18 protein-coding genes are annotated in these 25,163 nt (G+C 43.1%); 3 read left to right on the top strand and 15 right to left on the bottom strand.

Features of this window, described 5'->3' with window-relative positions:
• The first annotated feature begins 266 nt into the window (after positions 1–266).
• Positions 267–5,204: an exo-alpha-sialidase gene (locus tag A4G17_RS07550; protein ID WP_123956181.1), complete on the top strand. Its 4,938-nt coding sequence runs from the start codon at positions 267–269 to the stop codon at positions 5,202–5,204.
• Positions 5,205–5,280: 76 nt separating this feature from the next.
• Here A4G17_RS07550 and folC read toward each other — a convergent pair whose 3' ends face one another.
• Positions 5,281–6,591, bottom strand: a complete 1,311-nt coding sequence (folC, locus tag A4G17_RS07545) for a bifunctional tetrahydrofolate synthase/dihydrofolate synthase (protein WP_123956182.1) — start codon at positions 6,589–6,591, stop codon at positions 5,281–5,283.
• Positions 6,591–7,502, bottom strand: a complete 912-nt coding sequence (gene accD / locus A4G17_RS07540; protein ID WP_123956183.1) for an acetyl-CoA carboxylase, carboxyltransferase subunit beta — start codon at positions 7,500–7,502, stop codon at positions 6,591–6,593. The genes folC and accD overlap by 1 nt, the downstream gene beginning before the upstream one ends.
• Positions 7,503–7,717: 215 nt before the next feature.
• Between accD and A4G17_RS07535 the strand changes: the two genes are divergently transcribed.
• Positions 7,718–8,908: an amino acid aminotransferase gene (locus tag A4G17_RS07535; RefSeq protein WP_207948578.1), complete on the top strand. Its 1,191-nt coding sequence runs from the start codon at positions 7,718–7,720 to the stop codon at positions 8,906–8,908.
• Between the two features lie 157 nt (positions 8,909–9,065).
• Positions 9,066–10,469, top strand: a complete 1,404-nt coding sequence (asnS, locus tag A4G17_RS07530; RefSeq protein ID WP_123956185.1) for an asparagine--tRNA ligase — start codon at positions 9,066–9,068, stop codon at positions 10,467–10,469.
• Positions 10,470–10,588: 119 nt separating this feature from the next.
• On the opposite strand, the gene A4G17_RS07525 is transcribed toward asnS, so the two are convergent.
• The 13 genes from A4G17_RS07525 to A4G17_RS07465 all read right to left on the bottom strand — a co-directional run bounded on the left by A4G17_RS07525 (position 10,589) and on the right by A4G17_RS07465 (position 25,147).
• Positions 10,589–11,113: an RICIN domain-containing protein gene (locus A4G17_RS07525; RefSeq protein WP_123956186.1), complete on the bottom strand. Its 525-nt coding sequence runs from the start codon at positions 11,111–11,113 to the stop codon at positions 10,589–10,591.
• An 8-nt stretch (positions 11,114–11,121) separates the two neighbouring features.
• A complete protein-coding gene (locus A4G17_RS07520) occupies positions 11,122–11,961 on the bottom strand; it encodes a cytolethal distending toxin subunit B family protein (RefSeq protein ID WP_123956187.1) in 840 nt (279 codons plus the stop codon).
• Between the two features lie 8 nt (positions 11,962–11,969).
• Positions 11,970–12,671, bottom strand: a complete 702-nt coding sequence (locus tag A4G17_RS07515; protein WP_123956188.1) for a cytolethal distending toxin subunit A/C — start codon at positions 12,669–12,671, stop codon at positions 11,970–11,972.
• 403 nt (positions 12,672–13,074) lie between these two features.
• Positions 13,075–13,917 carry a class I SAM-dependent methyltransferase gene (locus tag A4G17_RS07510; RefSeq protein WP_123956189.1) on the bottom strand — a complete coding sequence of 281 codons (843 nt, stop codon included), beginning with the start codon at positions 13,915–13,917 and terminating at the stop codon, positions 13,075–13,077.
• A gap of 52 nt (positions 13,918–13,969) precedes the next feature.
• On the bottom strand, positions 13,970–14,080 hold the full coding sequence (locus A4G17_RS10395; protein ID WP_123956190.1) for a Com family DNA-binding transcriptional regulator: 111 nt from the start codon (positions 14,078–14,080) through the stop codon (positions 13,970–13,972).
• A gap of 260 nt (positions 14,081–14,340) precedes the next feature.
• On the bottom strand, positions 14,341–14,631 hold the full coding sequence (locus A4G17_RS07500; protein WP_123956191.1) for a hypothetical protein: 291 nt from the start codon (positions 14,629–14,631) through the stop codon (positions 14,341–14,343).
• 63 nt (positions 14,632–14,694) lie between these two features.
• Positions 14,695–14,856: a hypothetical protein gene (locus A4G17_RS07495; RefSeq protein ID WP_165894268.1), complete on the bottom strand. Its 162-nt coding sequence runs from the start codon at positions 14,854–14,856 to the stop codon at positions 14,695–14,697.
• Between the two features lie 14 nt (positions 14,857–14,870).
• Complete coding sequence (locus A4G17_RS07490) at positions 14,871–19,154, bottom strand: TipJ family phage tail tip protein (protein WP_123956192.1); 4,284 nt, start codon at positions 19,152–19,154, stop codon at positions 14,871–14,873.
• 2 nt (positions 19,155–19,156) lie between these two features.
• Positions 19,157–19,804: a tail assembly protein gene (locus A4G17_RS07485; RefSeq protein ID WP_123956193.1), complete on the bottom strand. Its 648-nt coding sequence runs from the start codon at positions 19,802–19,804 to the stop codon at positions 19,157–19,159.
• Entirely contained in the window at positions 19,741–20,502 is a 762-nt protein-coding gene (locus tag A4G17_RS07480) for a C40 family peptidase (RefSeq protein WP_123956194.1), read from the bottom strand. Before A4G17_RS07480 ends, A4G17_RS07485 begins: the two co-directional genes overlap by 64 nt.
• A gap of 4 nt (positions 20,503–20,506) precedes the next feature.
• Positions 20,507–21,220 (bottom strand): phage minor tail protein L, encoded by a 714-nt coding sequence (locus A4G17_RS07475; RefSeq protein ID WP_123956195.1) that lies wholly within the window; start codon positions 21,218–21,220, stop codon positions 20,507–20,509.
• Positions 21,220–21,552, bottom strand: coding sequence for a phage tail protein (locus A4G17_RS07470; protein WP_123956196.1), 333 nt, complete (start codon positions 21,550–21,552; stop codon positions 21,220–21,222). The genes A4G17_RS07475 and A4G17_RS07470 overlap by 1 nt, the downstream gene beginning before the upstream one ends.
• Positions 21,553–21,616: 64 nt before the next feature.
• Entirely contained in the window at positions 21,617–25,147 is a 3,531-nt protein-coding gene (locus A4G17_RS07465) for a phage tail tape measure protein (protein WP_123956197.1), read from the bottom strand.
• Positions 25,148–25,163: the final 16 nt, after the last annotated feature.

Here is a 25,163-nt window from a genome sequence, read left to right as displayed (position 1 = left end):
CTTTTTAATGAAAAGTAAATATCAAATGTAGCAAGAAATGATTAACTTTTTATCAACATTTTGCAGAAAGATAAAAAAACTCCAAAAAAACTTTAATATTTTGAAATAACGCCCCAAAATTAGATTAAAAAACAAACAAAAATACACAATTTATGTGATCGCTGTCATACTTTTGAAATCCTTTATTTTACTCCATTTTTTCTGCCGATAATCTCATTGTGCATTTTTCAATTATTTTTGGAGAACATTTATGAAAAAAAACGGCTTTGGCACTTTTTGTAGCTACTATCTCAGCAAATATCGCATTAGCGCAGACTGATGATAGCTACGTATTTAATTACAGTAGCACAAAAGATCTTTTTAAACCGCTCAATTTAACCGAGAAATTTGTTGAAAATGATGCGTTTAGACTCGAAAGTGGCTCTTTGACATTTAGAATCAAATCTGGTGGCGGTTTTAGTTCTGTGTTTGGTGTTGCAAATCCAAACTCTCCTCTTGATTTCCTGTCATTTTATTCTCATAGACAGAACAACAATACTGATACATTTGGCATTGAAATTAAAAGCAATAATGTTAATTTAATTAGTAATAGTGATATTAGAGCAAATATTGAGAATAATTCGAAATTTAGAAATATCACTTATACATTTGATAAAGATAACAATCAAATTAAAATTTATATTGATGGTACACTTGTTAAAACCCATACAGACTCTAAATTTTTTGCCAATATCACAACTTTAGGAAATGCTTATTTGGGTGAGACTCATAGACCAACTTCTTATAAAAATAAACCATATAGCCGCTGGCGTTTTAGTGGTGATGTTTTTCATGCTGACTTAGATAAAAAAGTGCTTACTGAAGAAGAAATTCATGAGAAACATTCTTACCTTAGTAAATTTCACGAGTACTCTTTATCAAGAAGAGCCCCCCTTGGTGCTGTTAAAAATCAACCTCAGGATATTTTCATGCCAGGGCAAGAAAATTCAGTCTCCTATCGTATTCCATCCTTACTTACCACAAAAAATGGTGTCCTAATTGCAGCCATAGATAAACGTAATCAGCATCACTCTGACTGGGGAAACATTGATACAGCTATTCGTCGTAGTACTGATGGCGGCAAAACTTGGAAAGAAGATCAAGTCATTATCGATTTAGCTAAACAACCGTATGATATTGATTACCACGGAGAACACAGAGGAAATAAACAATATCACAACTCTGCATTTTTAATTGACCCTTTGATGGTTGAAGATAAACGTAATGGTAGAGTATTTATGCTACTTGATATGTTTCCTGAAACTAGAGGGTTCTTCAGTGTCAATAATGTAGCAGGTTCGGGGTCTGGTTATAAATTGATTGATGGAAAACACTATCGTATTTTAACAGATAACACTAATAACCTTTATACCGTTCGTGAAAATGGTATTGTTTATGACGATAATAATGAACAAACAAATTATCGTGTTGAAATTGAGGGTAACAGAGAAATTGGTTTCAGAAATCTAGGCGATTTATATGAAAACGAAACTCGAGTTGGTAATATTTTCTTAAATAGTATGCATAATGATCATGACAGTGCCCCATTAAGTGCTGTGAAAACTGCATATTTATGGCTAACTCACAGTGATGATGATGGTCAAACATGGTCAACGCCTGTTGATATTACCCCACAAGTCAAAGCCGACTGGATGCGCTTCCTTGGTGTGGGTCCAGGTACAGGAATTCAGCTAAAAAATGGTAATCTTGTCATGCCAGTTTATTACACTAATGGAAAAGCGAATTCTCAAGCTGCAGCAGTCATTATTAGTAAAGACGGCGGGGTAACTTGGGAGCGAGGTGAGTCACCCATCGATCGCTGGGAATTTCATAATGGAGGCAGTCGCGAGTTGAGCCATGGTTCTAAAGAAATTACTGAATCTCAATTAATTGAATTAGATAATGGCGATCTAAAAATGTTCTCTCGTAACCGTATGAGTAACAGGGTCCTGATTTCTACCAGTAGAGACGGTGGTTACACATGGATAAATAGCCACCACATCGATGATGTATTATTGGAGCCTTATTCACAGCTTTCCGTGATTAAATATTCTAAGAGAATCAACGGCAAAGAAATGGTGATTTTTGCTAATCCACATTCTGATCCTGGATCAGGTACAGCCTGGGGTAAACGTACAAATGGTAAAGTGTGGCTGGGAGAAGTACAAAACGACGGTTCTATTGAGTGGAAATATAATACTACAATTACAACCGGCGACTATACCTACAACAGCTTAGCAGAACTACCAAACGGAGATATTGGTTTATTGTATGAAGATGATGGTAGTACAAATCATGATCACAAAATCCGCTTTATTTCATTAAATCTACAAGAGCTTGTTTGGCACGATAATTTAATTTATCGTGATCGTAGAGACACCGATAAAGATCGCCAAAAAGTTTCACTTGATTCACTATTTTCTGAAACATTCTACAAAATTGGTGATGGTGAAATGGTTAAACTGGGGAAGGGTGCTAACCCAGCCCATCTAGTTATTGAAGAAGGATCGACATTATTAAACCAAACTGCAGACTCTGAGAATAAGAAACAAGCTTACGAGACAGTATTAGTCAAAGAAAATACAACTTTACGCCTTGGAACTTCTGATCAAATGCCACTGGATAAAATTTATCTTAATAATGGTACGCTAGATCTTAATGGTAATGATATATCTGTTAGTATGGAGAACCAGCTAAAAACTGCAGTAAGTGATCAAAATATAAATGAAATCCTAGGAAACATTGTAAATGAGAACAACTCTGCATCAGCAACCTTAACTTATACCTTAACTGGTAATAAGTCTATTACGGGCAATTTAGGAAATACTCTAGGAGATTTAAATTTAACGTACAAACCAAACGCTGAAAATTCTAATCTTCTAGTTAAAGGAAATACTGTATTAAACGTAGTCGATGTAAAATCAGGAACATTGAGCTATGAAGTAAATACAAGACATGTAGCCCAAAAGCTAAATATTGCTGATAATGCCATCTTTGCTATTGGTGATAATAACACTGCAAACATTGTCCAAACAAAGCTTTCAGGGAAAAACAGCGCTGTAAATTTTGTTACTAGTGAAAATAACGTTACTGAATTCTCAACAAATTCATCTGGCGAAGGTAATTTTAATAAATCTGGAAATGGATTATTAAAATTAAATGGTAACATTGCCCATCATGGTTTAACTACACTTAGTGGAGGTAGCCTTGAATTCAATGGTACTTTAAACAATGGCCGTCTAGTATTAGAAAAGGGTACTACTTTTGGTGGAAACGCAAATATCAATGGAGATTCACTTTGGAAGCAAGGTAGTCTCATTGCCCCTGGATTTAACCAAGATACTCAAAACTTTGGTGCCCAAGTAATGCAATTTGCGAATGTAATCAATGAAGGGGCTCGGGTTTTACTTCGCGTTAATAATACCGTTGAAAATATCAGTAATTGGCAATATGACCAACTTATTGTAAATGGCCAAGTACAATCAGAAACCCCGATTCCCGTTGATGTTCAAATGATCGGTAACCACCAAGGAAATTCAGATAAAAACCAGAATGGTAAATACGATGTTGATGAGGGTATTTCTCTTATCAAGGTTGCCGCTGAATCTAACAAGCTACAACAGTTTGTTCTTAACAACCATAATACTCGTGCAAGATCTGGTAATAGTCTATTCCAATATGCTCTTGTTAGCGTAGATGAATCTATTGCTCAACGTACAGATCCAAATAAAAAATTCTTTGATTATCGTTTACAGACTCGATTAGTGGATGAGCAGGGAAATAGCCCAGAACCTGTTATTCGTAGTATTAAAAAAACAGGTTCATCGATTGCCACTCAAGATAAACCAGAGCTCAGCGAACTTGAAATTGCTAATTTAGTGCTAGAGCAAAAACAACAAGAGCTTGCAGAGAAAACTGCTGAATTAGAACGTGCAAAAGCAGAAAAACAAGCCGCGGAGCAAGACTCTCAAAGATCTACCGCTGAAAAAGTTGCCGCCGAACAAAAGGCACAACAAGCTGCTGCTGAAAAAGCAATTGCTGAACAACAAGCACAACAAGCCGCTGCTGAAAAAGCAACCGCTGAACAACAAGCACAGCAAGCAGCTGCTGAAAAAGCAATTGCTGAGCAAAAAGCACGGCAAGCGGCTGCTGAAAAAGCTCTGGCGGAAGAAGCTCTCAGAACACAGCAGGCAGAAAAAGCTGCTGAGATAGCGAAAAAGCAGCAGGAAATGGCAAACTCAGCAAGACAATATCGTGCTGCCTTACATCACAAAGTACCATCATATCTTGTAGCAAACACTGCGATGTTAAACCAAGGAGAAAGTGTACACCGCCAATTTATGGACAACATTTGGTCTGGTGATAAGAAAGGATTCTATGTGAACCAACAAAATGGTCATTCACAATATACATCTAACCTTGGCTTCACGAATTATGGTTATGGTTACAAAGCAAATCAAAGTAGTACATTATTTGGTGGCTTCGCACCATTAAGCGACAATACTGAGTTACATGCTGCAATTGGTTTTAGTAAACAGACAGTAAAACCTCAAGCTGTCGATGGCTCAAGTGAAACACGTTATAAATCCACATCATTCTTAGTTGGTTTACACAACAAATGGGATAATGTGATTCTTAACACAACGTTTGGCTATCATTCCCATCGCGGTAAAGTCTCAACGAGTGAACAGAAAAACATTGGTCGTATTGATGGTTCACAAATGCAATTTGCTGGAGAAGTTGGTTATGAAATTCCTGTTGGTCAGTTCGCAGTAACACCAATGTTGGGTTTAAGTTACCAACAACTAAAAACAGATGTAGAAGATACGCAAGATCGTTGGAACATTGCACTCAAACCATACAATGTATTCAATCAACAACTAGGGACAAACATTAGTTGGAGAAATGATGTCGTTCGTTTAAGTGCAGGTGCATTCTATGAAAATAGCAATGGGCAGCCGAAAGCGGTGAGTATTGCTGCAAATGGTCAGTATGCAGAGTTTGCAACAGGTCGTCATGGTAATGCTCTACTCTTTAAAGTGAACAGTGATTTCACTCTCGCAAAACATCTCACTTTCGGTTTACGTATTGAGCATCGTCATGCATTATCTACTGCAAAACTTAAACAAACCCAGTTTGGTGGTAAATTAGAATATCGTTTCTAATCTTATGTAAATACAAAAGCCAGTTTGGAAACAAACTGGCTTTTTCGTTTCAAGCATATATGTTCTTAACAAGCGGTCACTTTTCTCCGTTTTTTTGCAAAAACAGCATAAAATCCGCAACAGTATGGAAAGAACCAAACACAATAATCAAATCTTGCACTGTGGCAAGTTGGAATACATTTTGGCTTGCAGCAGGCACATCTTCATAGGTTTGAGCGTTTGCGGTTGGTAAAACCTGCAACAATTTCGCAGAGACTTGCTCTGCCGATTGCCCACGAAAACCGTGCAGCCCTGCACAATGCCATTCATCAATTACCTCTGCCAAAGGTTCCACGATGCCGGAGAGATCTTTATCGACCAACACACTAAACACCGCATATATTTTTTGCGAAGGTGATTTCATTGCCTGCAAACGCTCGGCAAGATAACGTGCGGCGTGCGGGTTGTGTCCGACATCGACAATCACAGATGCAAGCGGTCGGTTTCCCGCAACGTTTTGCAAATCGGATTCGGTGAGTTGCTGAAAACGCCCCGTCATTTGTGCATCTGCAATGCCTTGAGAAATCAGTTCATCGCTAATCTCAAATGGCAAGATTTTTAACACTGCAATCGCTGTTGCGGCATTCGGTACAGGGATTTTTGGCAGCGGAAATTCGAGATTTTCGGTTTGGGTTTGCCATAACAAGCAGTCGTTTTTGAGCGAAAATTGCCAATCCACATCACGTCGATAAACCTGACAATTCAGCTCTTCAGCATAATCTAATATGCTCTGCGGGCAATCAGGCTCGCCAATCACCACGGGGATATTTGCTCGGAAAATGCCCGCTTTCTCTCGCCCGATCACCTCACGGTTATCACCTAAAAATTCAACATGATCAATATCAATTGAGGTAATCACCGCCAAATTAGGATCAACGATATTGGTCGCATCTAACCGCCCACCTAAACCGACTTCTAAAATGGCGACATCAACTTGTTGGCGACGGAAAATATCTAATGCTGCCAAAGTACCAAATTCAAAATAAGTCAGTGACTGTGATTTATGTTGCTCAATGAAATCAAAGGTTTGAATGAGATCTGTATCACTGACCATTTTGCCTTGCACACGCACACGTTCGTTATAGTGAATCAGATGCGGCGAGGAATAGACGCCCACTTTCAAGCCTTTTCCCAGCAACACCGTTTCCAGCAGTTTGCAGGTCGAGCCTTTGCCGTTGGTGCCAGCCACAGTGATTACATAAGGGGCGGGGTTAAGTAAATTGAGCGTTTCTGCGACAGCTCGAATGCGGTCTAAGCCCATATCAATCGGTTTGAAATGGGATTTTTCCAAATAGGAAAGCCACGTTTCCAAAGAATCCGTGGCTTTTGGGATGATTAAATCAGTCATTATTCGTTTACAACTTCCGCCTCTGCTTCTGTTTCAATCAATTCGCCCGTTTTAAATGGCGTCGGTTGGTTGGTGAGTTTTGCCACCAAGCGAGAAAGGGTATCACGCATCTGCTTGCGATGTACGATCATATCAATCGCCCCTTTTTCAAGTAAAAACTCACTACGTTGGAAGCCTTCTGGCAATTTCTCACGCACGGTTTGCTCGATAACACGTGGGCCTGCAAAGCCGATTAATGCTTTTGGTTCCGCAATGTTGATGTCGCCTAACATCGCCAAACTCGCTGACACTCCGCCTAAAGTTGGGTCGGTTAACACCGAAATAAACGGCACACCCTGCTCTTTCATTTTGGCTAAAATCGCACTGGTTTTTGCCATTTGCATTAACGAGAACAACGCTTCTTGCATTCTTGCTCCGCCCGATGCAGAGAAACAGATAAATGGAATTTTGTCAGCTAAGGCACGTTCTGCGGCTTTCACAAATTTCGCCCCGACAACTGACCCCATCGAGCCACCCATAAATTCGAAGTTGAACGACGCAACTACCACAGGCATGTCGTACAATTTGCCGTACATCACGATAAATGAATCTTTCTCGCCAGTCTGTTTTTGTGCCGCAGTTAAACGATCTTTATATTTTTTTAAATCTTTGAATTTTAAAACATCTTGCGGCTCAAGTTCTGCAGCAAGTTCTTCGGCAGAATCGGTATCAAGTAACTCTAATAAACGGGTGCGAGCATCGATTCGCATATGGTGATCACATTTCGGGCAAACTTGCATATTGCGTTTAAGCTCTTCGCTATACAACACTTGCTCGCAACTCGTACATTTTGTCCAAACCCCTTCTGGAATTTTTGATTTTGTACCATTTGATGATGAGGTTCTTCCTAAAATTTTTTCAATCCAACTCATTTTTCACCTACTTTTGTGTTGAGAAAATTGTGCGTATTAGACCATAAATGATTGAAAATTACTATATAAAAAGGTTTGACCTGGATTTCTGTGAAATAGCTAGCAAATTTGCAAAATTTTTACCAAAAATGACCGATTGCACTTGCTAAAAATCTCATTTCACCGTATAAATCTCCCGTTTTGCAAACATCATTTCAGAGGAAAAATCAATGGCTATGTTTAACCACATTCAAGCAGCTCCTGCTGACCCTATTTTAGGTTTAGGGGAAGCATTCAAAGCAGATTCTCGTGCCGAAAAAATCAACTTAGGTATCGGCGTATATAAAGACGAAAACGGACAAACCCCCATTGTCAAAGCAGTCAAAGAAGCGGAAACTCGCTTGCTTGCCAACGAAAATACCAAAAATTATCTCACCATCGACGGCATCGCCAATTTCAACCAACAAACTCAAGCCCTATTATTTGGCGAAAATGCAGAAGTGATTACATCAGGTCGTGCCAAAACCGCACAAAGCCTTGGTGGAACAGGTGCATTACGCATTGCGGCAGAATTTATCAAACGCCAAACTAATGCAAAAAATGTGTGGATTTCAACCCCAACTTGGCCAAACCATAATGCCATTTTCAACGCAGTTGGCATCAACATCAAAGAATACCGTTACTACAACAAAGAAACCAAAGCATTAGATTGGGATAATTTACTCGCCGATCTCAGCCAAGCAGAAGCTGGCGATGTGGTCTTACTCCATGGTTGCTGTCATAATCCAACCGGTATTGACCCAACGCCAGAACAGTGGCAAACCCTTGCGAATATGTCTGCTGAAAAAGGCTGGTTACCCTTATTCGACTTTGCTTACCAAGGCTTTGCGAATGGCTTAGAAGAAGATGCGTTTGGCTTGCGCGCCTTCGTGAAGAACAATCGCGAGGTATTGGTCGCCAGCTCATTCTCCAAAAACTTCGGTTTATATAATGAGCGTGTGGGTGCATTCACGTTGGTCGCAGACAATGCTGAAGTTGCAAACAACGCCTTCAGCCAAGTGAAATCTATCATTCGCGTACTCTACTCTAACCCATCTTCACACGGGGCAAGTGCAGTGGCATTAGTCTTATCTGATGCAACATTAAAAGCCGACTGGATTGCTGAACTTGCAGAAATGCGTAACCGTATCAAAGCAATGCGTGCTAAGTTCGTGCAACTGCTCAAAGAGAAAGGGGCAACACAAGACTTTGATTTCATTATCACCCAAAACGGCATGTTCTCGTTCAGCGGTTTAAGCCCTGAACAAGTAGATCGCTTAAAAGATGAATTTGCGATTTACGCCGTACGTTCAGGCCGTATCAACGTGGCAGGTATCACCGATGACAACATCGACCGCTTGTGCGAATCGATCGTCAAAGTGCTTTAATTTCTGATCACAAGCGGTTAGATTTGCAAAACTTTTTGCGAAACTGACCGCTTGTTTCCTAGCATTCCCCCCGAATTTTCCTTATAATTCTTAGCCTTTTCAATTTGCGTGATACATTGAAAACGACCGAATTTTTTACAGTTTCAAAGGAAAAACTATGTCTCAATTCCCTACAATTTCGGAAATTCTCAGCGGCAAAGTTGCCGTGGGTAGTGACGTTTCCGTGCGTGGTTGGGTTCGTACCCGCCGCGATTCCAAAGCTGGTTTATCATTTTTAGCCGTTTATGACGGTTCTTGTTTCGACCCAATTCAAGCGATCATCAATAACGATTTGCCAAATTATCAAGATGACGTGTTGCGTTTAACCGCAGGTTGCTCAGTGGTGGTGACAGGTAAAATCGTCGAATCGCCAGCAGAAGGACAATCCGTTGAATTACAAGCAAGCCACGTTGAAGTGGTCGGCTGGGTGGAAGATCCTGATACGTATCCAATGGCGGCAAAACGCCACTCTATCGAATATTTGCGTGAAGTGGCTCACCTTCGTCCACGCACAAACTTAATCGGTGCAGTAGCTCGTGTACGTCACTGCTTGGCTCAAGCGATTCACCGCTTCTTCCACGAACAGGGTTTCTACTGGGTTGCTACTCCGCTTATCACGGCTTCTGATACTGAAGGTGCGGGTGAAATGTTCCGTGTTTCAACGTTAGATTTAGAAAATTTACCACGTGGCGAAAACGGCAAAGTCGATTTCAGCCAAGATTTCTTCGGTAAAGAAGCATTCTTAACCGTTTCTGGTCAGTTGAACGGCGAAACTTACGCCTGTGCATTGAGCAAAATCTATACTTTCGGTCCAACTTTCCGTGCGGAAAACTCCAACACGACTCGCCACTTAGCTGAGTTCTGGATGGTTGAGCCTGAAATTGCCTTTGCTGACTTAGCTGACAATGCCAAACTTGCTGAAGATATGCTCAAATATGTGTTCCGTGCGGTGCTTGAAGAACGTAAAGACGACATGGCATTCTTCGCCAAACACGTCGACAGCAATGTGATCAGTCGTTTAGAACATTTCATCAATTCACCATTCGCTCAAATCGACTATACCGATGCGATTGACGTCTTGTTGAAATCAGGAAAAGCGTTTGAATTCCCTGTGGAATGGGGGATCGACTTATCGTCTGAGCATGAGCGTTACTTAGCGGAAGAACATTTCAAATCGCCAGTGGTGGTGAAAAACTATCCGAAAGACATCAAAGCGTTCTACATGCGTTTAAATGATGATGGTAAAACTGTGGCAGCAATGGATGTTCTTGCCCCAGGAATCGGTGAAATCATCGGCGGATCACAACGTGAAGAGCGTTTAGACGTGTTAGATAAACGCATGGTAGAAATGGGTTTAAACCCTGAAGATTACTGGTGGTATCGCGATTTGCGTAAATACGGCACCGTGCCGCACGCAGGTTTTGGTTTGGGCTTCGAGCGTTTGATCGTGTATGTCACTGGATTGCAAAATATTCGTGAAGTGATCCCATTCCCTCGTGCACCACGTAATGCAAACTTCTAATAAAATAAGGGCGGAAACGCCCTTTTTTCATTATGTAAAATATTTTCCTTTCTCAATCTGAGATTGCATAACACCTTCACTACATTCGCAAAATATTTGTCTAAAGTGACCGCTTGTCCCTATTTCGAAGGCATTTTAAGTAATTTTCCATCTCCAAATGGCGGCATAAGTGCCCATAAAAATGGTAAATCTTGAGACTTAATTTGCCCACGTAAACACTGTTCAAACCGTAAATCGCCAAAACCTCGGCTAGCAAGGCATGCACCTCCAGAGAAGGCTTGCTGAATAATGAATGCCCCAGTATCCGTTGGAACCAGAACAAAAGCAGTTAATGCGGTATCCTCACAATCTTGTACCAATCCTCCAGTAAAACATTTTTGCGTATTTGGGACTCTAAATTGAACTACATTCATATTACTCACGGTAATATCAATGAGTTCCCAATGTAGATTTTTCTCTGAATGTTCTCCATATTGTTGGTTCTCTAGTGGTGCACCTGTCAATAAACTCCGTAACGTTAGCACTGGTGGTGGAGTTACTTTTACATCCGGATAACTTGTCGGATCGGGGCCTAATGGTACCGAAAATCCCTGTAAGCTAAATATTGTGGTGAATATTCCAATTATTTTTATCCATGTTTTCATTTTTTCTCCTAACGATCTTTTACAAAGCTAACCGGAAAGTGATCTGAGGCAATTTGGGAACGCATCTGATTAAACATAATACTCGCACTCACATTGGTCGTTTGATGTTGTGGTGCCTGATCCGCATTATGAATCACTGCATAGTCTAAAATGCTACCTGAACGATGTGTTGGTTCTGTTGGTGCCACAATTAGTGTACTATTATCGACTCCTGGCTCACCTCTGAGCGCATTTTGTAAGCTCACGGGCGAGCGGTTAAAATCCCCAACTAACATCCAACTAATATTTCTACGTTCAGGATGTTCGCGATCGTTAAAAAAGTTAAAAACACCTTGTACTAATCTTGGGGCATCCGTACCACCAGAAGACAATGCATGTACACTGAAGAATGCATCATTGCCAATACGAATCCCAACTGCAGGACGTGCTTGTAATACTGGTACACCCGAATCAATCACATAAACTTCATCGGCTCTTGCTCGAGAGACAATCGCTAAATTGACACGATTTGCTCCTACATCAAGCCTTGAATAATAAATATACACAAAATCAGGTCGTCGGTTAGTCCCTAAATTCCACAAGTACTCTTCAATAGGAATACCAACCCCTACGGGCTGAATCACTCGTTGCGTTCTTCTTGCTGTTACCGGTAAAGATCCTGCTTCTTGCACCATTAAAATACCTGCCGATTGTTGGCCTGTAATAAGCTGCCTGACATTGATATTCCACTTACTTTCATTTGATGCCGATGATCCCTGCAAATTCCAAGTTGCAACCGTGTATTGATCTAATGTAGCAAAAGAAAATGAGCTAAAAAATAGTAATAATATAATGAGTAAATGACGCATATTTTCTCCTATTGAACAAGGGGTTCAGCAGATAATAATGGCGGAGCAAGATAGAAAGTTTGATCCTTCAATGGGGTAATGTGCTTATCATCACATTCTGAAAGCCATAATGTTGAGTAGTTCGTTGTACTGACCGGGTTATAGGTAATACAACGTTGTTGTGAAACGCTTTTGATAAAGACTGCCCCCCTATCAGTTGGCATCAATTCAAAGTCTTGATCTAAATTCTTAGGATCACAGCCATCATGAATAATTCCATTGCCATAAGCCTGCATACAAGTACCGAGAGCCTGATTTAAGAAACGAAAATGTTCACGACGGAAACTACGCTCTATCCGCCAATTGCGAATATTGCCGAAATGTTGTGAATTAATTGGTGCATAGCCCCATAACCAGTTACGTTTTGTTAATGCCCATACCGTAATAACGGTACCGTTTTGTCCCATAATAGTCATAAAATTAGAGGCGAGGGATGGGGTTGGACGAGGTAGTTGGTTATTACTGTCATGGCTTCCCGCTAACTGAGCTAAGGTTTGCGGCTTAGGTAATGATACTGCTCTTTTTAATTCTTCCATGGTCGGCGGGGTGGGATTGAGTGTTTGTTGAAATAAAGTTTGATCATCTACCTGACAATCACCGGGGCTACTTGAACAACTCACAATGCTTAACATAGCAAGGCTCAATGTCGCGTAGCGTAAAATACGTTTCATACGAACTCCTTCTAGGTCAAAATTTTGGGGGACGAATTAAATAGATTTTTTAGATGAAGTTCAAGCGAGAATGATACAGATCCGATCAGTAGCCATAATAAAAATAGGCTTTATTACAGAAAAATATAAAAAAGCCGAACATTCGTTCGGCTAATACAAGGATCAAGCGGTCAGTTTTGGGGAAAATTTTGCAAAAATAGAAATAATCTAGTAACGAAAAGGCTTGAGGCTATAAATCCGTTCCGAAAAAATTGGCTTTTTTGCGGTTTTAGGGCTAAAAATATCAAGAAGTTATGATTTATTTCGGAACAGATTTTGAGGGAAATCAGGATCGTGACAGGGTAAAGTTTGATTAAATTATAGCCTGTAAAATCCCTAAAACTCAAGCTAATTCGGAACAGTTTTACTCAAACTTATACACCAAATTGTCTTCGTATTTTCCTGTATAGCTGGTGGACGCATTGAGCGTGATCCGCTTGTAGCCGTCGAAGGTTTGCCAATTCTCTTTTCGGTTTTGGACTAAGTAATCAATAAACCGTACAAATTCACTTTTAGTTGAACTGAAAAAGAGATAAGGTGGTTTGGTAAGATCGATCAATTTGAGAAAATTGATTAGGTCAAAATAGCCTTCCTGCTTGTAGCTTGCTTGGTGCGTACAAAGATATGGAGGATCCAGCACCAACAGTACATTTTCATGATATTGAAACTTAGGGATCAATTCATCGAAAGATTGATAAACCACTTCAATACCATCCAAATAGCCGTCCGCCAAGGGATAATCACTTTGGCGTAGGCAATGCCAAAAATCCTTTTTGTAGAGTTCATCAAAGGTTCGAATTTGTTGTCCGCTGAATAGCAACCACGAGCAAAGAATATGGGGATCTTTGTAGCCGTCAAAGGCTTCAATAATGTCGATAATCTGTGATTTTTGGGTTGGATTCAATCGCTTACCTTTTGGGCAATCCGCCAATACAGCGGCAATTTGCTGCCGTAGTAGGTTGATCTCTGGAATATGAGCTAGACGTTCGGCGTAGCGGTCGAAATCATTGTAGATCACTCGCGCTTTCGGCTTTAGCTGCTTGGCGGTATGCGATAATAAGCCGCTTCCGCCAAATACATCGACAATGGTCCAGCCCTCGCCATCATTGTCGATATGCTCTGCTAAAAGTTGAGTGAAATGGGTGAGAAACATCCGCTTCTGCCCAATAAACGGAAGCGGCGCTTGTTTAAAAAGTTTGCGTGCCATAGTTTTACTCCAAGGCGCTCGGACGCTCTTGGCGTTCTGGCACTCGCAAACGTTAGAAATGATTGATAATTTTGCAGCGAACACATTTGATTTCTAAATGCGTTGCTGATCCTTTCGCCAATAATTTGTTACAACATCGGCATCTAAATTCTTTGTGTTGCATTGATCTATTCCCACAAGTGAAATTTATGCTACTCTGCAACCGCCCTGTGCGTTATTCGGGGTATAGCAGCCGTTCAATGCAGTCTGATTGCGTTGAGCCGACAAGGGATAGTGTTGGTCGCACGCCCTTGTCGCTATATTTCATCTAGATCATACACTTCTCCTTACTTTCCTATTTCTCTTACAACCTTTCTTCCCCACAAAAGGAAGAAGAGCTGATGACGATCAGCTCTTAGTTAAAAATACTCACACAAATCGCGATTATGCCTGCACCAAGTTATTTTCGCGCAGGTAGCTGTAAATCTTACCTAGCATCAAATCTTGAAATGGTTTGCCGATATCTTCTTTTTTCATCGGGGCCATAAAGATTTGCTGTGATTGCTCTTGGTCAAGGTATTTGTATTCGGTCACCAACGGGGTGAAATCAGTGACTTGCCCGTCGTTATCCGTGCCAGTGCCGATAACGTAGGTGGCGGAGATAGTGCCGTCTGGGTTCATAGCGAACGCGGTGACGGCAGAGTAAACAGGGCTTAAAATTTTATTAAATTGCATAAAATGCTCCTTATTGTTTGATAGATAAAAGAAAACCGCTCTTACGAGCGGTCTTGACGATAGTTACTGATGTCCACCAGAACCTATACAATTCTTACCTGGCGCTTGCTCTTGTGGGGCAAGCTGATAACAAAATGTTGGCTTGGTAGTGTAATCCGATTTAAATTGCGTTGAACACGCAGTTAAAAAACTAATAAAGATGAATGAAAATAAAATTTTTTTCATAAGTCCTCCTGTAATTAACAAATAGCAATGATAGGAATGTCTGGACAAGATACAGAACCACTGCCATAAATTGATGAGGTGTAGCTAATTTTTGTTGCAACATTTGCATTCACAACAAAAAAACCAGATAGAAAAACACTGTTGCTATTACCACTACCAGTTGCAGTCCCATTTCCTCTTACGTTTCCTCCCGCGGTACTACTAATAGTTACGGTTGCTGTTGCAGATACTGAAGCCGCTGCACTACCAGACGCATAACCAGCCCTAACAGTACAAAAACAAGCAGGAATAAGAATCACCCTTTTCTTGCCAAAAGGAGGGATTGTTAAGGTTTGGTTATGTCTTAGTGTAAATGCTTGAGCTGTATCATCAATTAAATTTGCAGCATAGATATTGCCATTAAACGTACCTGTCACCCCGTTAATTGAGCCGCCATTAATGGTAGTTCCCGAAATTGTGCCACCTCGAATGGTATTACCTTCAATGGTTGAACCCGTGATATGCCCTGCATTCACTCGTCCCAAAACCGAACTTGCTGCCGACAAACTCTGAATATTGAGCTTATCCGCTGACAGAGAACGCGTTTGGATATGCTGTGCACCAATCGTGTTGGCAGCGATGTGGCTCGCTTGCACGGCTCCCGCCACCAATTTTTCGGTTGTCACCGAACCTGCAGCAAGCTGTTGTGCAGTAATGCTTTGGGTCACAATACTGCCACCGTGAATCGCGGTCACGCCTGCATTTTGCCACGGGCTTGGCTCACGGGTATGTTCGGTGCATTCTTCGAGCATCGGGCGAGCGACAAACATTGTGGCAGACTCGCTAGCTGTTCTCACACGGTTGTGCATGATAAAATAGATTTTTGCGTATTGGGCATTTGCAGGCATTCGGAACTTGATAAAAACCCGATCAGCATCTTGAATGCCTCTAAATCTTTTATTCGCTCTGCAATCCTGTCTTACCGTGCCAACAACCTGGCCATTTCCAACAAAGTCCACATAAATTTCAACCTTTTGTGAACTATGATTTCCCATATACGCAGAGACGATGTACCACTTTGATGCAGTAAGTGGAAGACCTTGAAATAGAAGAGTGCGTTTTCCATCAACATCATATTCATTCGAATACCGAATTACATTTTCAGTCGGTAAATAGCCATCACGTCCCAATCCCCAAACAGGATCTTGAAAACACCGTCTTTCCCCGCGCTTTCCTATCGAAATTTCATCCCAAATGTGCCATCCATACGGTACACCATTCGTTGGATTAGCAAAAATCGGGTTAGTCAGGAGGTTTCCTCCAAGCCCAATTGCCAATTTATCCGCGGTGAGTTCACCCGCTGCAACGTGGTTGGCGCGGATTGCGCCTGCTTTGATATGCCCAGTTTCTACCGCATTTGCCGCAATCTTACCCGCGCTAATCGTATTGGCTTGAATATGGTTCGCAGCGATAGAGTTAGCAGCGATTTTACTCGCGACAACCGCATTCGCTGCTAATTGCTGCGTACCGATTGCGCCCGCTTGAATGGCGTTTGTGCTGACACTGTTTGCTGCCAATTGATGTGCAGCAATATGCCCAGTGAGCTTGGTGGTCGGAATCGGTGCAAGCTGATTGACAGATACCACACCCGCCAGCTTGTTCGCACTGACATTGCGAATTTGATTATCGCTAATCTGTCCCGACAGTTTGCTGGTAGGAATATCCGCCAACTGTGCAGGTAGGATTTTGCCGTCAATTTCGCTGGATGGGGTGCTGAATTCGTAGCTACGTCCATTCCATTTGTATAGACGATTGTCGGTTTGGTTTTTAAGCAAAGTATGACCCAAGAATTGCGTTTTGTTGGCAATGTTCGGGACAACCTTAATCATCTCAAGTTGACGAGCAGGGGCAGCCACATCAAATACTTTATTGATGATCGGCTCACTCAATTTTTCGTTGAGCACGCGCATTTCTTCGTCTATGTCGGTCCCCGTTTCACCGCGCAAACCTTGCTGCTGGGCAAAATCACCCACATTCTGCCCGCGTGTGTGGCGTAGCCAGTAGTAGCGGGTTTGATTTGCACCAACGGTGTGAGCGTAAAAACTCGCCAACACTTTCGCCACGCGTTTTGCGGTGCGGATGTCGTCCGTTTCGCTCGCCCAAATTTCCGTTTGGGTGAAATCATCAACATAGCCCCACGACAACGAAATATCACTCAAGCCGCCAACGACTTGCACGTTCTGCGGGAGCGGTGGGCGGTCAACGGTGAAGGGTTTGCTTTTTTCGCTGATTAGCTGACCCTTGGCGTTTTTGGCTTGGATGATGATTTCATACGAGCCGTTCGGTAAATCGTCCAATGTCAATTCGGGATTGTCTAAGCCCTTATGGAAAGCGTAGAGTTTGCCGCTTTTGAGAACACGGACATCATAAGTGAGCGTGCCAATACCACTGCTTGCTTGCCAGCCAATACGTGCTTTACCTGCGCCCACATCGACATCCAAATGCTCCACTTTGGGGGCAAGATGTGCCGTGGTGGAAACAGGTTCGAATACCGCGCCGTTATCCACAATCGCTTCTTTCTGCGGTTCGTGTTGCAGTGCCACGATGGTGTAGCTGCCGTTGTCATTTTCTGTAATGGTCATTGCCCGATAGAGGCGTGAACGGATTTTCTGGGTAGAAAGCGACCACACCCCCATTTCCGCCAAACCGACAGGCTCACGATCGAGAGTGATCACCTTGCCATTTACCTTGCTGATTTTGATGTGGCTATACTTCGCTTCGGCATTGATATAGCTGAAGTAGCTGTTACCGTCCAAACGGATGTCACGATCAAGGGTCACATTGCGGCCGCTGACTGCCACCATCCGCCCGCCAATCTCCGTGCCTGCATAGTGGTTGTCGGAAACTTGAATAATATCCCCTGGGATATGCATTAAGCCTTCCGCCCCCACACTAAAGGTCACTGTTTCGGTTTCAAGGCATTCAGTTTCTAAAATCCAGCGACCCGTACAGTAAGCCTGACCACGGTTGGTACAGCCAAACGCCACCACTTTTTTCAGATTGAGCCCATATTTGCGAATATCGTCATCGTTTGAAACGTATTCAATCGTTTTTTCGTAATTGTTCGCGGCGTCCTGATATTCCACTTGGATTGCGTTATGACGCGCCTTAACCGCAGAATACTGACGCGAAAATTCGCCGTTGATCACGTTTGCATTGGTATAAGTCCAAACTGGGTCGCTGGGTCTGTCCATAATGACAGTTAATTCTGTCCCGTTCCACACGGGCATTGCGCGGAAAATGGAACAGATGTCGTTGATCACATCATAGGCAGAGCGCTGCTCCGTCATCCACACATTACAAGTAAAACGAGGACGCATTCCGCCAAAACCGTCGGGGATCATCTGGTCACAATATTGCGCTGCTTGGTAAATTGCCCATTTATCCACCCCAAACTCGCCCAAGCGTTGCCCTAAACCGTAACGTTTGTTAGTGACAATATCCATCAAAATCAACGCGGGATTGTCACTGTAAGCAATTTTGAATGTACCGTCCCAAAGCTTTCCATAAGTACGCGTTTCAGGGTCGTAGTTACTCGGCACTTTGATTTTAATGCCGTAGATTTCATAACTGCGGGTCGGGATATTGGAAAAATATTCCGAGTCGAATTTAATCCCAACCAATGCGGTATTTGGATAGGCAAATTCGGTGTCGATAATTTCGGTGTAGCTTGCCCATAGGGTTTTGTTTTGTAACCGTTGGCTTCTGGAATCCTCTTGCACGCGCTCTACTTTGACCGTAAACGGCACAGGTGGCAAATGGTCGATCACCAAGTTACGCAGATACTGTGAGCTGTATTTGCCCTGAATGCCAAGCGAATACACGTTCCCACCAATGGTAATTTTAAAATCAACCGCAGAACCATAAGTGTCCCCGTTATCCTCTTGCTGAAAGAGAGAAGACACGCCCAAAGTCAAACGCAAACGACTGACTTTAGGATCGGTTATCGTGCGCGTGAGAGGTGTTTTTTTGCGGATTTCTGTGCTGACCGCCACTTCTTTTTCAGTGGCTTGAAATCCTTTCATCACGGCTTGATCTTGCGTACCAATTCGCCCCTCGGCGTGAATGTTGGTAAAGTTATAGCTGCCATCTTGGTTTTGAATCGGGGTATTATCCAAATAGACGGATTTCACTCCATCAACTAACCCCTGAATTTCTCCCTCAGACACCACTTCGACAATACGCACGCGCTGTTTTGAGCGCCCACTATCTGGTGCTTCGTATGGCGTATGTCCGCCACCACCACTACTTCCACCCATAATTACCCCTTACTGAATCCTACTGTTTGTTCTAATGCTTTTTCGCTTTCACTTTCCGCATCGTAGGTTTCTACGCCCTGCGAAATAATCCGTGAACCACAACGAATTCGCCCTACTGCAATCGGCACTGGCTGACCCTGTGCTGCCATATTTTGGATATCGCTAAAAGCTGTGGACTGTTTTTTCTCCGCATCACTACCGACTCCATCCAATGAAGGCGTTTTAGTCAGCATTAGGGATACGCCACTCAACATCATTGATACCCCAACCATGGTTCCCATCGTTGCCATACCATAGCCTGATGCACCTAAATATCCCCAACCAGCCGCACCGCCCGCATACCAAGAAGCCGCAACAAGCACTGCTCCGACAACTAAATTGAATACGCCCGCTCTCTTTGCCCCTGCGACCACAGGCGTAACGTGGATCGTCATTCCCGCTTTAAGCCGATAAAACAACCCCTGCTCGATGTAACGATTGTCGAGATACTGCCGCCCAATGCGAATTTTGTAGAACCCTTGCTGTACCGTTTGGCGCAGCTTCGGTATCTGCGAAAAGAGCGCACGCAACGCTTCGGCGGTGTCCTTTACATCAAGCTGAAAGACTTCGCCAAATGATTTAAGGGCACCGTAAAATCTAACTGTGACCATTGTTCAAATCTCCAAATGCTGTGTGTATGTTTTAGCCAGTAACCGTCGTATAAATCCCGTTTTGAAAGCCGTTTTGGGCTGTGGTGCAACACCATTTGATTGCCTAGATAAATACCCGCGTGGTTCGGCACATCGGCACCGACTTGCATCAAAATCACATCACCAATTTGCAAATTTTCGGCAGGATCTAACCGCTTGAAGCCGTGGCGTGTTATATTTTGCAGGTACAAATCCCCACCTTTTACCCACCATTCGTCCGTTCGTTCAAAATCGGGCAAATCTGCCCCCGCCAAATAGTAAAAATCGCGGAAAATGGTGTAGCAATCTGTCTGCCCGTGGACAAACTCCCGCCCTACAAGCGGTCGGATCACGGGAAAATTTTGCAAATCGCTGTTACAGACCAGCCAGAAATCCAGTTGAACGTTGTCTTGCATTTGGCGGTCGGCAATCGACAAGTGCATCTCGCCGTTCGGGTGCGAATGCACCACCGCCACAACTTCACCTTGTTGCTCCGCGCGGATAAAATCCTCTGGCAAGATTTCAAAATAGTTTTCAGAGTCAAGCGCCACGTTCTCACACGGCAAAAACTGCGGCTCACCCGTTTGGTAGCCCAAAACAACAAAACCGCAGGCTTCATTCGGCTCTGCGGTTTTGCAATAGGACAGGATTGTTTGTTTTAGATTGTTTGGTATTTTCATTTTTTTAGCCCAATTTGTTCACGGCGATAAATCCACCGTAATTACGAGTGTTGTTGCGAAGCTGGCAACCGCGCAAACAGCCGCTGCATTTGTCTTTTTTCGGGTCGGTGGTGGGCTGATCTTTCTCGTTCGCCACGGGTTGCCCCGTGTAACCGCACTCGCTGGAACGGTAAACCCAGCCACAGGTCACTAACATTGTGCGGCTGTTAATCAATGCGTTGTCCGTTTCGGTCGGCAGCGCTAGGGTGAACGTGGCAACTTCGTGAGTGAGATGGCTTAACTGCTCAATTAAGTAATAACTCACGCGCTCTTGCTGTGGATCTGCTTCACGGTTGCCATCTTTGAAATTGACTGCATCAAGAAACTTGGCGTAAACCTGCCGTCTGCGCACAATCGCGCCCAAACATTGCTCAAATTCGTGCGCCAATCCTGTGACAAAACCGTTTAGGTTTGCTACCGTCAGCGTCGGGCGGTTGCTTGGGCCCTGCCCCGATAATTCAAACCCTTCGGCTTTCACACCGAACGGCTGATAAGTATTCCCTTGCCACACAATCGGCTGTTGAAATTCGTTCGTGCCTGCGTAAAAGCGATACAATTCACCGCGATCGCCCGATTTAGACGTGAGATTGCGCAAATCCACCTCAAATAGGCTAAGTAGCGCGTTTTGCTCCAGCGCGGAAAGTTCCAGTTGAAACTTTGCAGAAATTGTCGTTGGCATTAAATCACCTCCTCAAATTCACAACTGAATTCAATATGCGTGCGTCCTGTTTTTTTCGACCACTTCGGGCAAACCACTTTTACCAGCTTGCCGCTGGCTTTGTCGCGGAAGTGAAAGGCTTTCACGCCGCCGTGATTTGCAAAAAATTGGTCTAAAGTGACCGCTTGTTCAAGCTTCAATTTAAAGGTCAGGCTAAATTTGCGTTGCAACGGATTCAAACCGTCTGCGATCCGCTGTTGATAGCCATCACCAAATTGATTCACCTTGCGCCGCGGCTCGCTTTCCGTGGCGTAGTTCGGCTGCGGGCAAAAAGGGAGTGTTTGTAAGGTCATTGTTGCTCCGATCTAAAAAGCCCAGAGCGTTTGCAGCACTCTGGGCTTTGTTTTTTGTTACATTTTAGTGTGCCAATATGCCGCCATTACGGCGTTCTTTGGCGATCACCTCCAGCACTTTCGCTTGAATTAGGTTGCCAAGCTGCTTGCCTTGTTGTGCTTGCTGTTCAAGGCTGGTGTTGGTGTTGCCGTCTTTGTCGATATGCACCGAAATGGTCACATTGTTATGTGTTTCTCCACTCGAACCGCCAACCATAGGCGAAACAGGCACACGAGGCACTGCTACTCCGCCGCCACTGGCAAAACCGCGTTTGCCGTAGTTCAGGTAGTTGAGATAATCCAACCCAATGCGGCGCGTGGCTTCTTTGGTGATAACGTACTCGCCGCGGTGGACGATGCCCGCAGGCACATATTTGCCGCCGTCGCCAGTGTAGCCGCCTGTGGCGAAATCACCACCAACAAAACCACCATTTGAGAAACCACCAAAAGCACTCATTCCTGATTTTATTGCATTAAACAACATCATCTTAACGGTCATTGCTGCAATATCTTTTAGGATTGAAGTCGCCATATCTCTAAAATTACCTTTGCCCGTTAAAACAAAATCTGTCAGAGCGTCAGACATACTATTGAACGCATTCACAGTAATGTTCTGCATATTTCCAGCCACATCAGTTACACGGTCTTCTATGTCAGCCCATCCAGCTTTAATACCTTCTACAGGATCAGAACGTTTCTTTTCTTGCTCTTGCTGTAAAATTGCATAACGCTCTTTTAACTTTGCAATTTCTTCATCAAGTTTAGCAATATTTTCTTCAGTCATACCAATTCGCAGTTTTGCAGCTTCTTGCTCTAACTGATAACCATACTGCAATAATTCTTGTTCAGAACGAGTTTTGCCTAACAAGGTTAATTCAAACTCCATTGCTTTGATTTTTTGTGTATTGTCATACCCAAATTTTGCAATTTCTAATTTCTGGTTTTCCGAATCAATTTGTGTGGCTAAAGATTTAAGCTGTTCTACGCCTTCAATACCGAAGTTTTTATACTTCTCTGCATTCAGCGTAATATCTTCCGTCAGTTTTTTAACTTCTTGATATTGTGACACCTGACCGAACATCTGAATATCTTTGGCATTGGCTTTCAGTTCAGATAAGCGATAAGACATTTCGCCAAATTGTTTTTGGAAATCATTGCTTTTTGGCGTTTTACCTTTCCCACTACCTTTTGCATTACCCTGAGCTTCTAGTAGAGCGAATTCAGATTTCTTTAATCTCTCAAATTCGGCTTTACCCGCATCAGTATTGAGATCGATACCCAGATTTTGGGCTTTTTGCGTTGCGTTGATTTCTGATTGCAACTGATTAGCTAGCTTTTGGTTGCCTGCTGCTCTTGCTTTGTAAACTGCGATTAGTTTTTCATTATCTGCAATGTGTGCATCTAGTTTGGTGTTGCCCGAAATCGCATTGTTCATTTGCAGAACAGCGAGTGCAGCGTTGATTGCAGATTGGGCAATGCTGCCAACTGCACCAGAGAACTTCAACGCCTCTGCCGTTGCAGACGGTAGTTTCAGGGTAAAGTCACCAATCGAAACATTCAGCCCATCGACTTTGATTTTGGATTGCTCGATATTAGGGAAAAGTTCGGCGAAGCGATCGCGGAGTTCGGCAATGGGGATATGCGCCTGCATATCGCGTTGATTTTCATAGGCTTTGTTTAAATTGCGTTGCTTTTCTTCGACTTGCTCCGTCACTAAAATGAGATCTTCTTGCTCTTTGGCTAACTGTTCGGCTGATTTTTCCGTTTCAGACAGCATGCCTGCAAATGCATCATACTCTCGGATAACATTTTCTCTAACCGATTTCTGCAACTCACTCTGTTTTCGGATCAACTTCTCTAACGCAGCTTCTTCTTCCTGAATATATTTCTTATTACGAACCAGCTCCGCATCCACTTGCGCCTTGGTCATCTGCTCAATTTTGGCTTTGACCTGATCAAGTGAATCGGCATAACGCAAGGCTTCTTCGCGTGCTGCTTTTTGTGATTCCGTAAAGCCCCAAAATGCCACCGCGGCTGAACCAGCGACGAACGCTAAAGTCATAATCGGGTTTGCCATTGCAGCCGCGGTCATCAAGCGAATTTCATTGGTTGCAGCTGCCGTCACTCGACTAAATACGGTAGTCGTGGTTGCTGCGGCAGCAGTGCCGGCAATCGCCCGACTTTGCGCAAACGCATTTTCTGCATAAGCAACTTTTAAGGCTTGCTTGGTTGCCACCAACTGCTTTTCCGCATTGATTTTTTGCTGTGTTAGCTGGATTTCTTGCGCATCTAATGCTTTGAGCTGATTAGATAACGCAATCCGTTCAGCGCGCGTCGCCGCACCTTGCACTTCAACGGCGATTTGTTCACGATCTTTTGTGATCTTCTGCTGTTGGAGAGCAATACTTTCCAAAGTGGCTTTGTTTTGGTTGTAAGTTTCAAGGGTATTGGCTAACTTTGCCGATGTTTGCTTTGCCAGTGTAATATTTTCTTCTAATTGCGTTGCGATTGCCGCTTGTTGGGCTTTCTGCTTTTCAATAATGGCTTTCTTTTCATCCGAGATTGCCGCTTGTCTTTTGATGAAATCTTGAACTTTATTTTTACCATGGTAAAGCGCCCAGCCACCAGCAGCAATACCGAGTACAGAACCAAGTTCATCCAAATGTTTTGCAGTAAAACCTAAGACTTTAACCGCTTTTTCAGATGCTCCTGTTGTTTTGTCAATTTCGCCCACCCATTTTTCTGCGGCAGTCGATAGGTTTTGCATTGCTCCACCAATGGTGGATGAAGTCTTACCGTAGAGGTCATTGACGGAACTTTCGGCTTTTTTCAGCCCTTCCACCATTTTTTCAGCGGTCAATTCGCCTTTATCGACCATTGCTTTGAGTTCGGCGGTCGTTACCCCTAGACCTTTTGCAATGGCTTGAACCACTGATGGTGTTTGGGTCATCAACGAATTAAACTCTTGGGCTTTCAATTTCCCCATAAGCAACGACTGGCTAAACTGTACCAATGCATTTGATGCCGTTGCGGAGCTTGCCCCCGAAATCGCCACGGCTTTTGATACTGTTTCGGTTAAACGCGCCACATCGGACTGCGCTAAGCCGAGATTTTTCGCATTTTGGGCAAAGGTTTGGTAAACCGATGATGTCGCTTGGCTACTTTGTGCCGTTTTTAGTGCAATGTTATACACATCCGCCATTGCGCGTGCGTGTTGAGCTTCGCTATTAGTAACTAACTGCAATTTATTCGCAAGTTGAGTATATTGATCGGCATATTGCGAAAATTGTGACCCCAGCGACTTAAAGCGCTCGATATTACTAAAACGAAACTCCCATTTGGTCGCCGTATTGATATTCTTCGCAGCCTGTTCAATATTATTGAGATAAGATGTTGTTCTATTTGCAAATTGCTTAGCTGAATTTGCCATTTTATCCATATCAACCTTGAAATTTTTTGCAAATTTCTGAGCCTGATAGTCTGATTTCGCCAAGCCTTTTTCAAAATAGACAGAGTCAAGAGTAAGTTGGATATTGAGTGAACCGAGTGAAGACATGATTTTCTCCCATAAA

This window comes from Frederiksenia canicola, from assembly GCF_011455495.1.
GTDB lineage: Bacteria > Pseudomonadota > Gammaproteobacteria > Enterobacterales > Pasteurellaceae > Frederiksenia > Frederiksenia canicola.
Note: the sequence above shows the minus strand (reverse complement) of the source record. Positions and strands in the feature narration are given on the sequence as shown.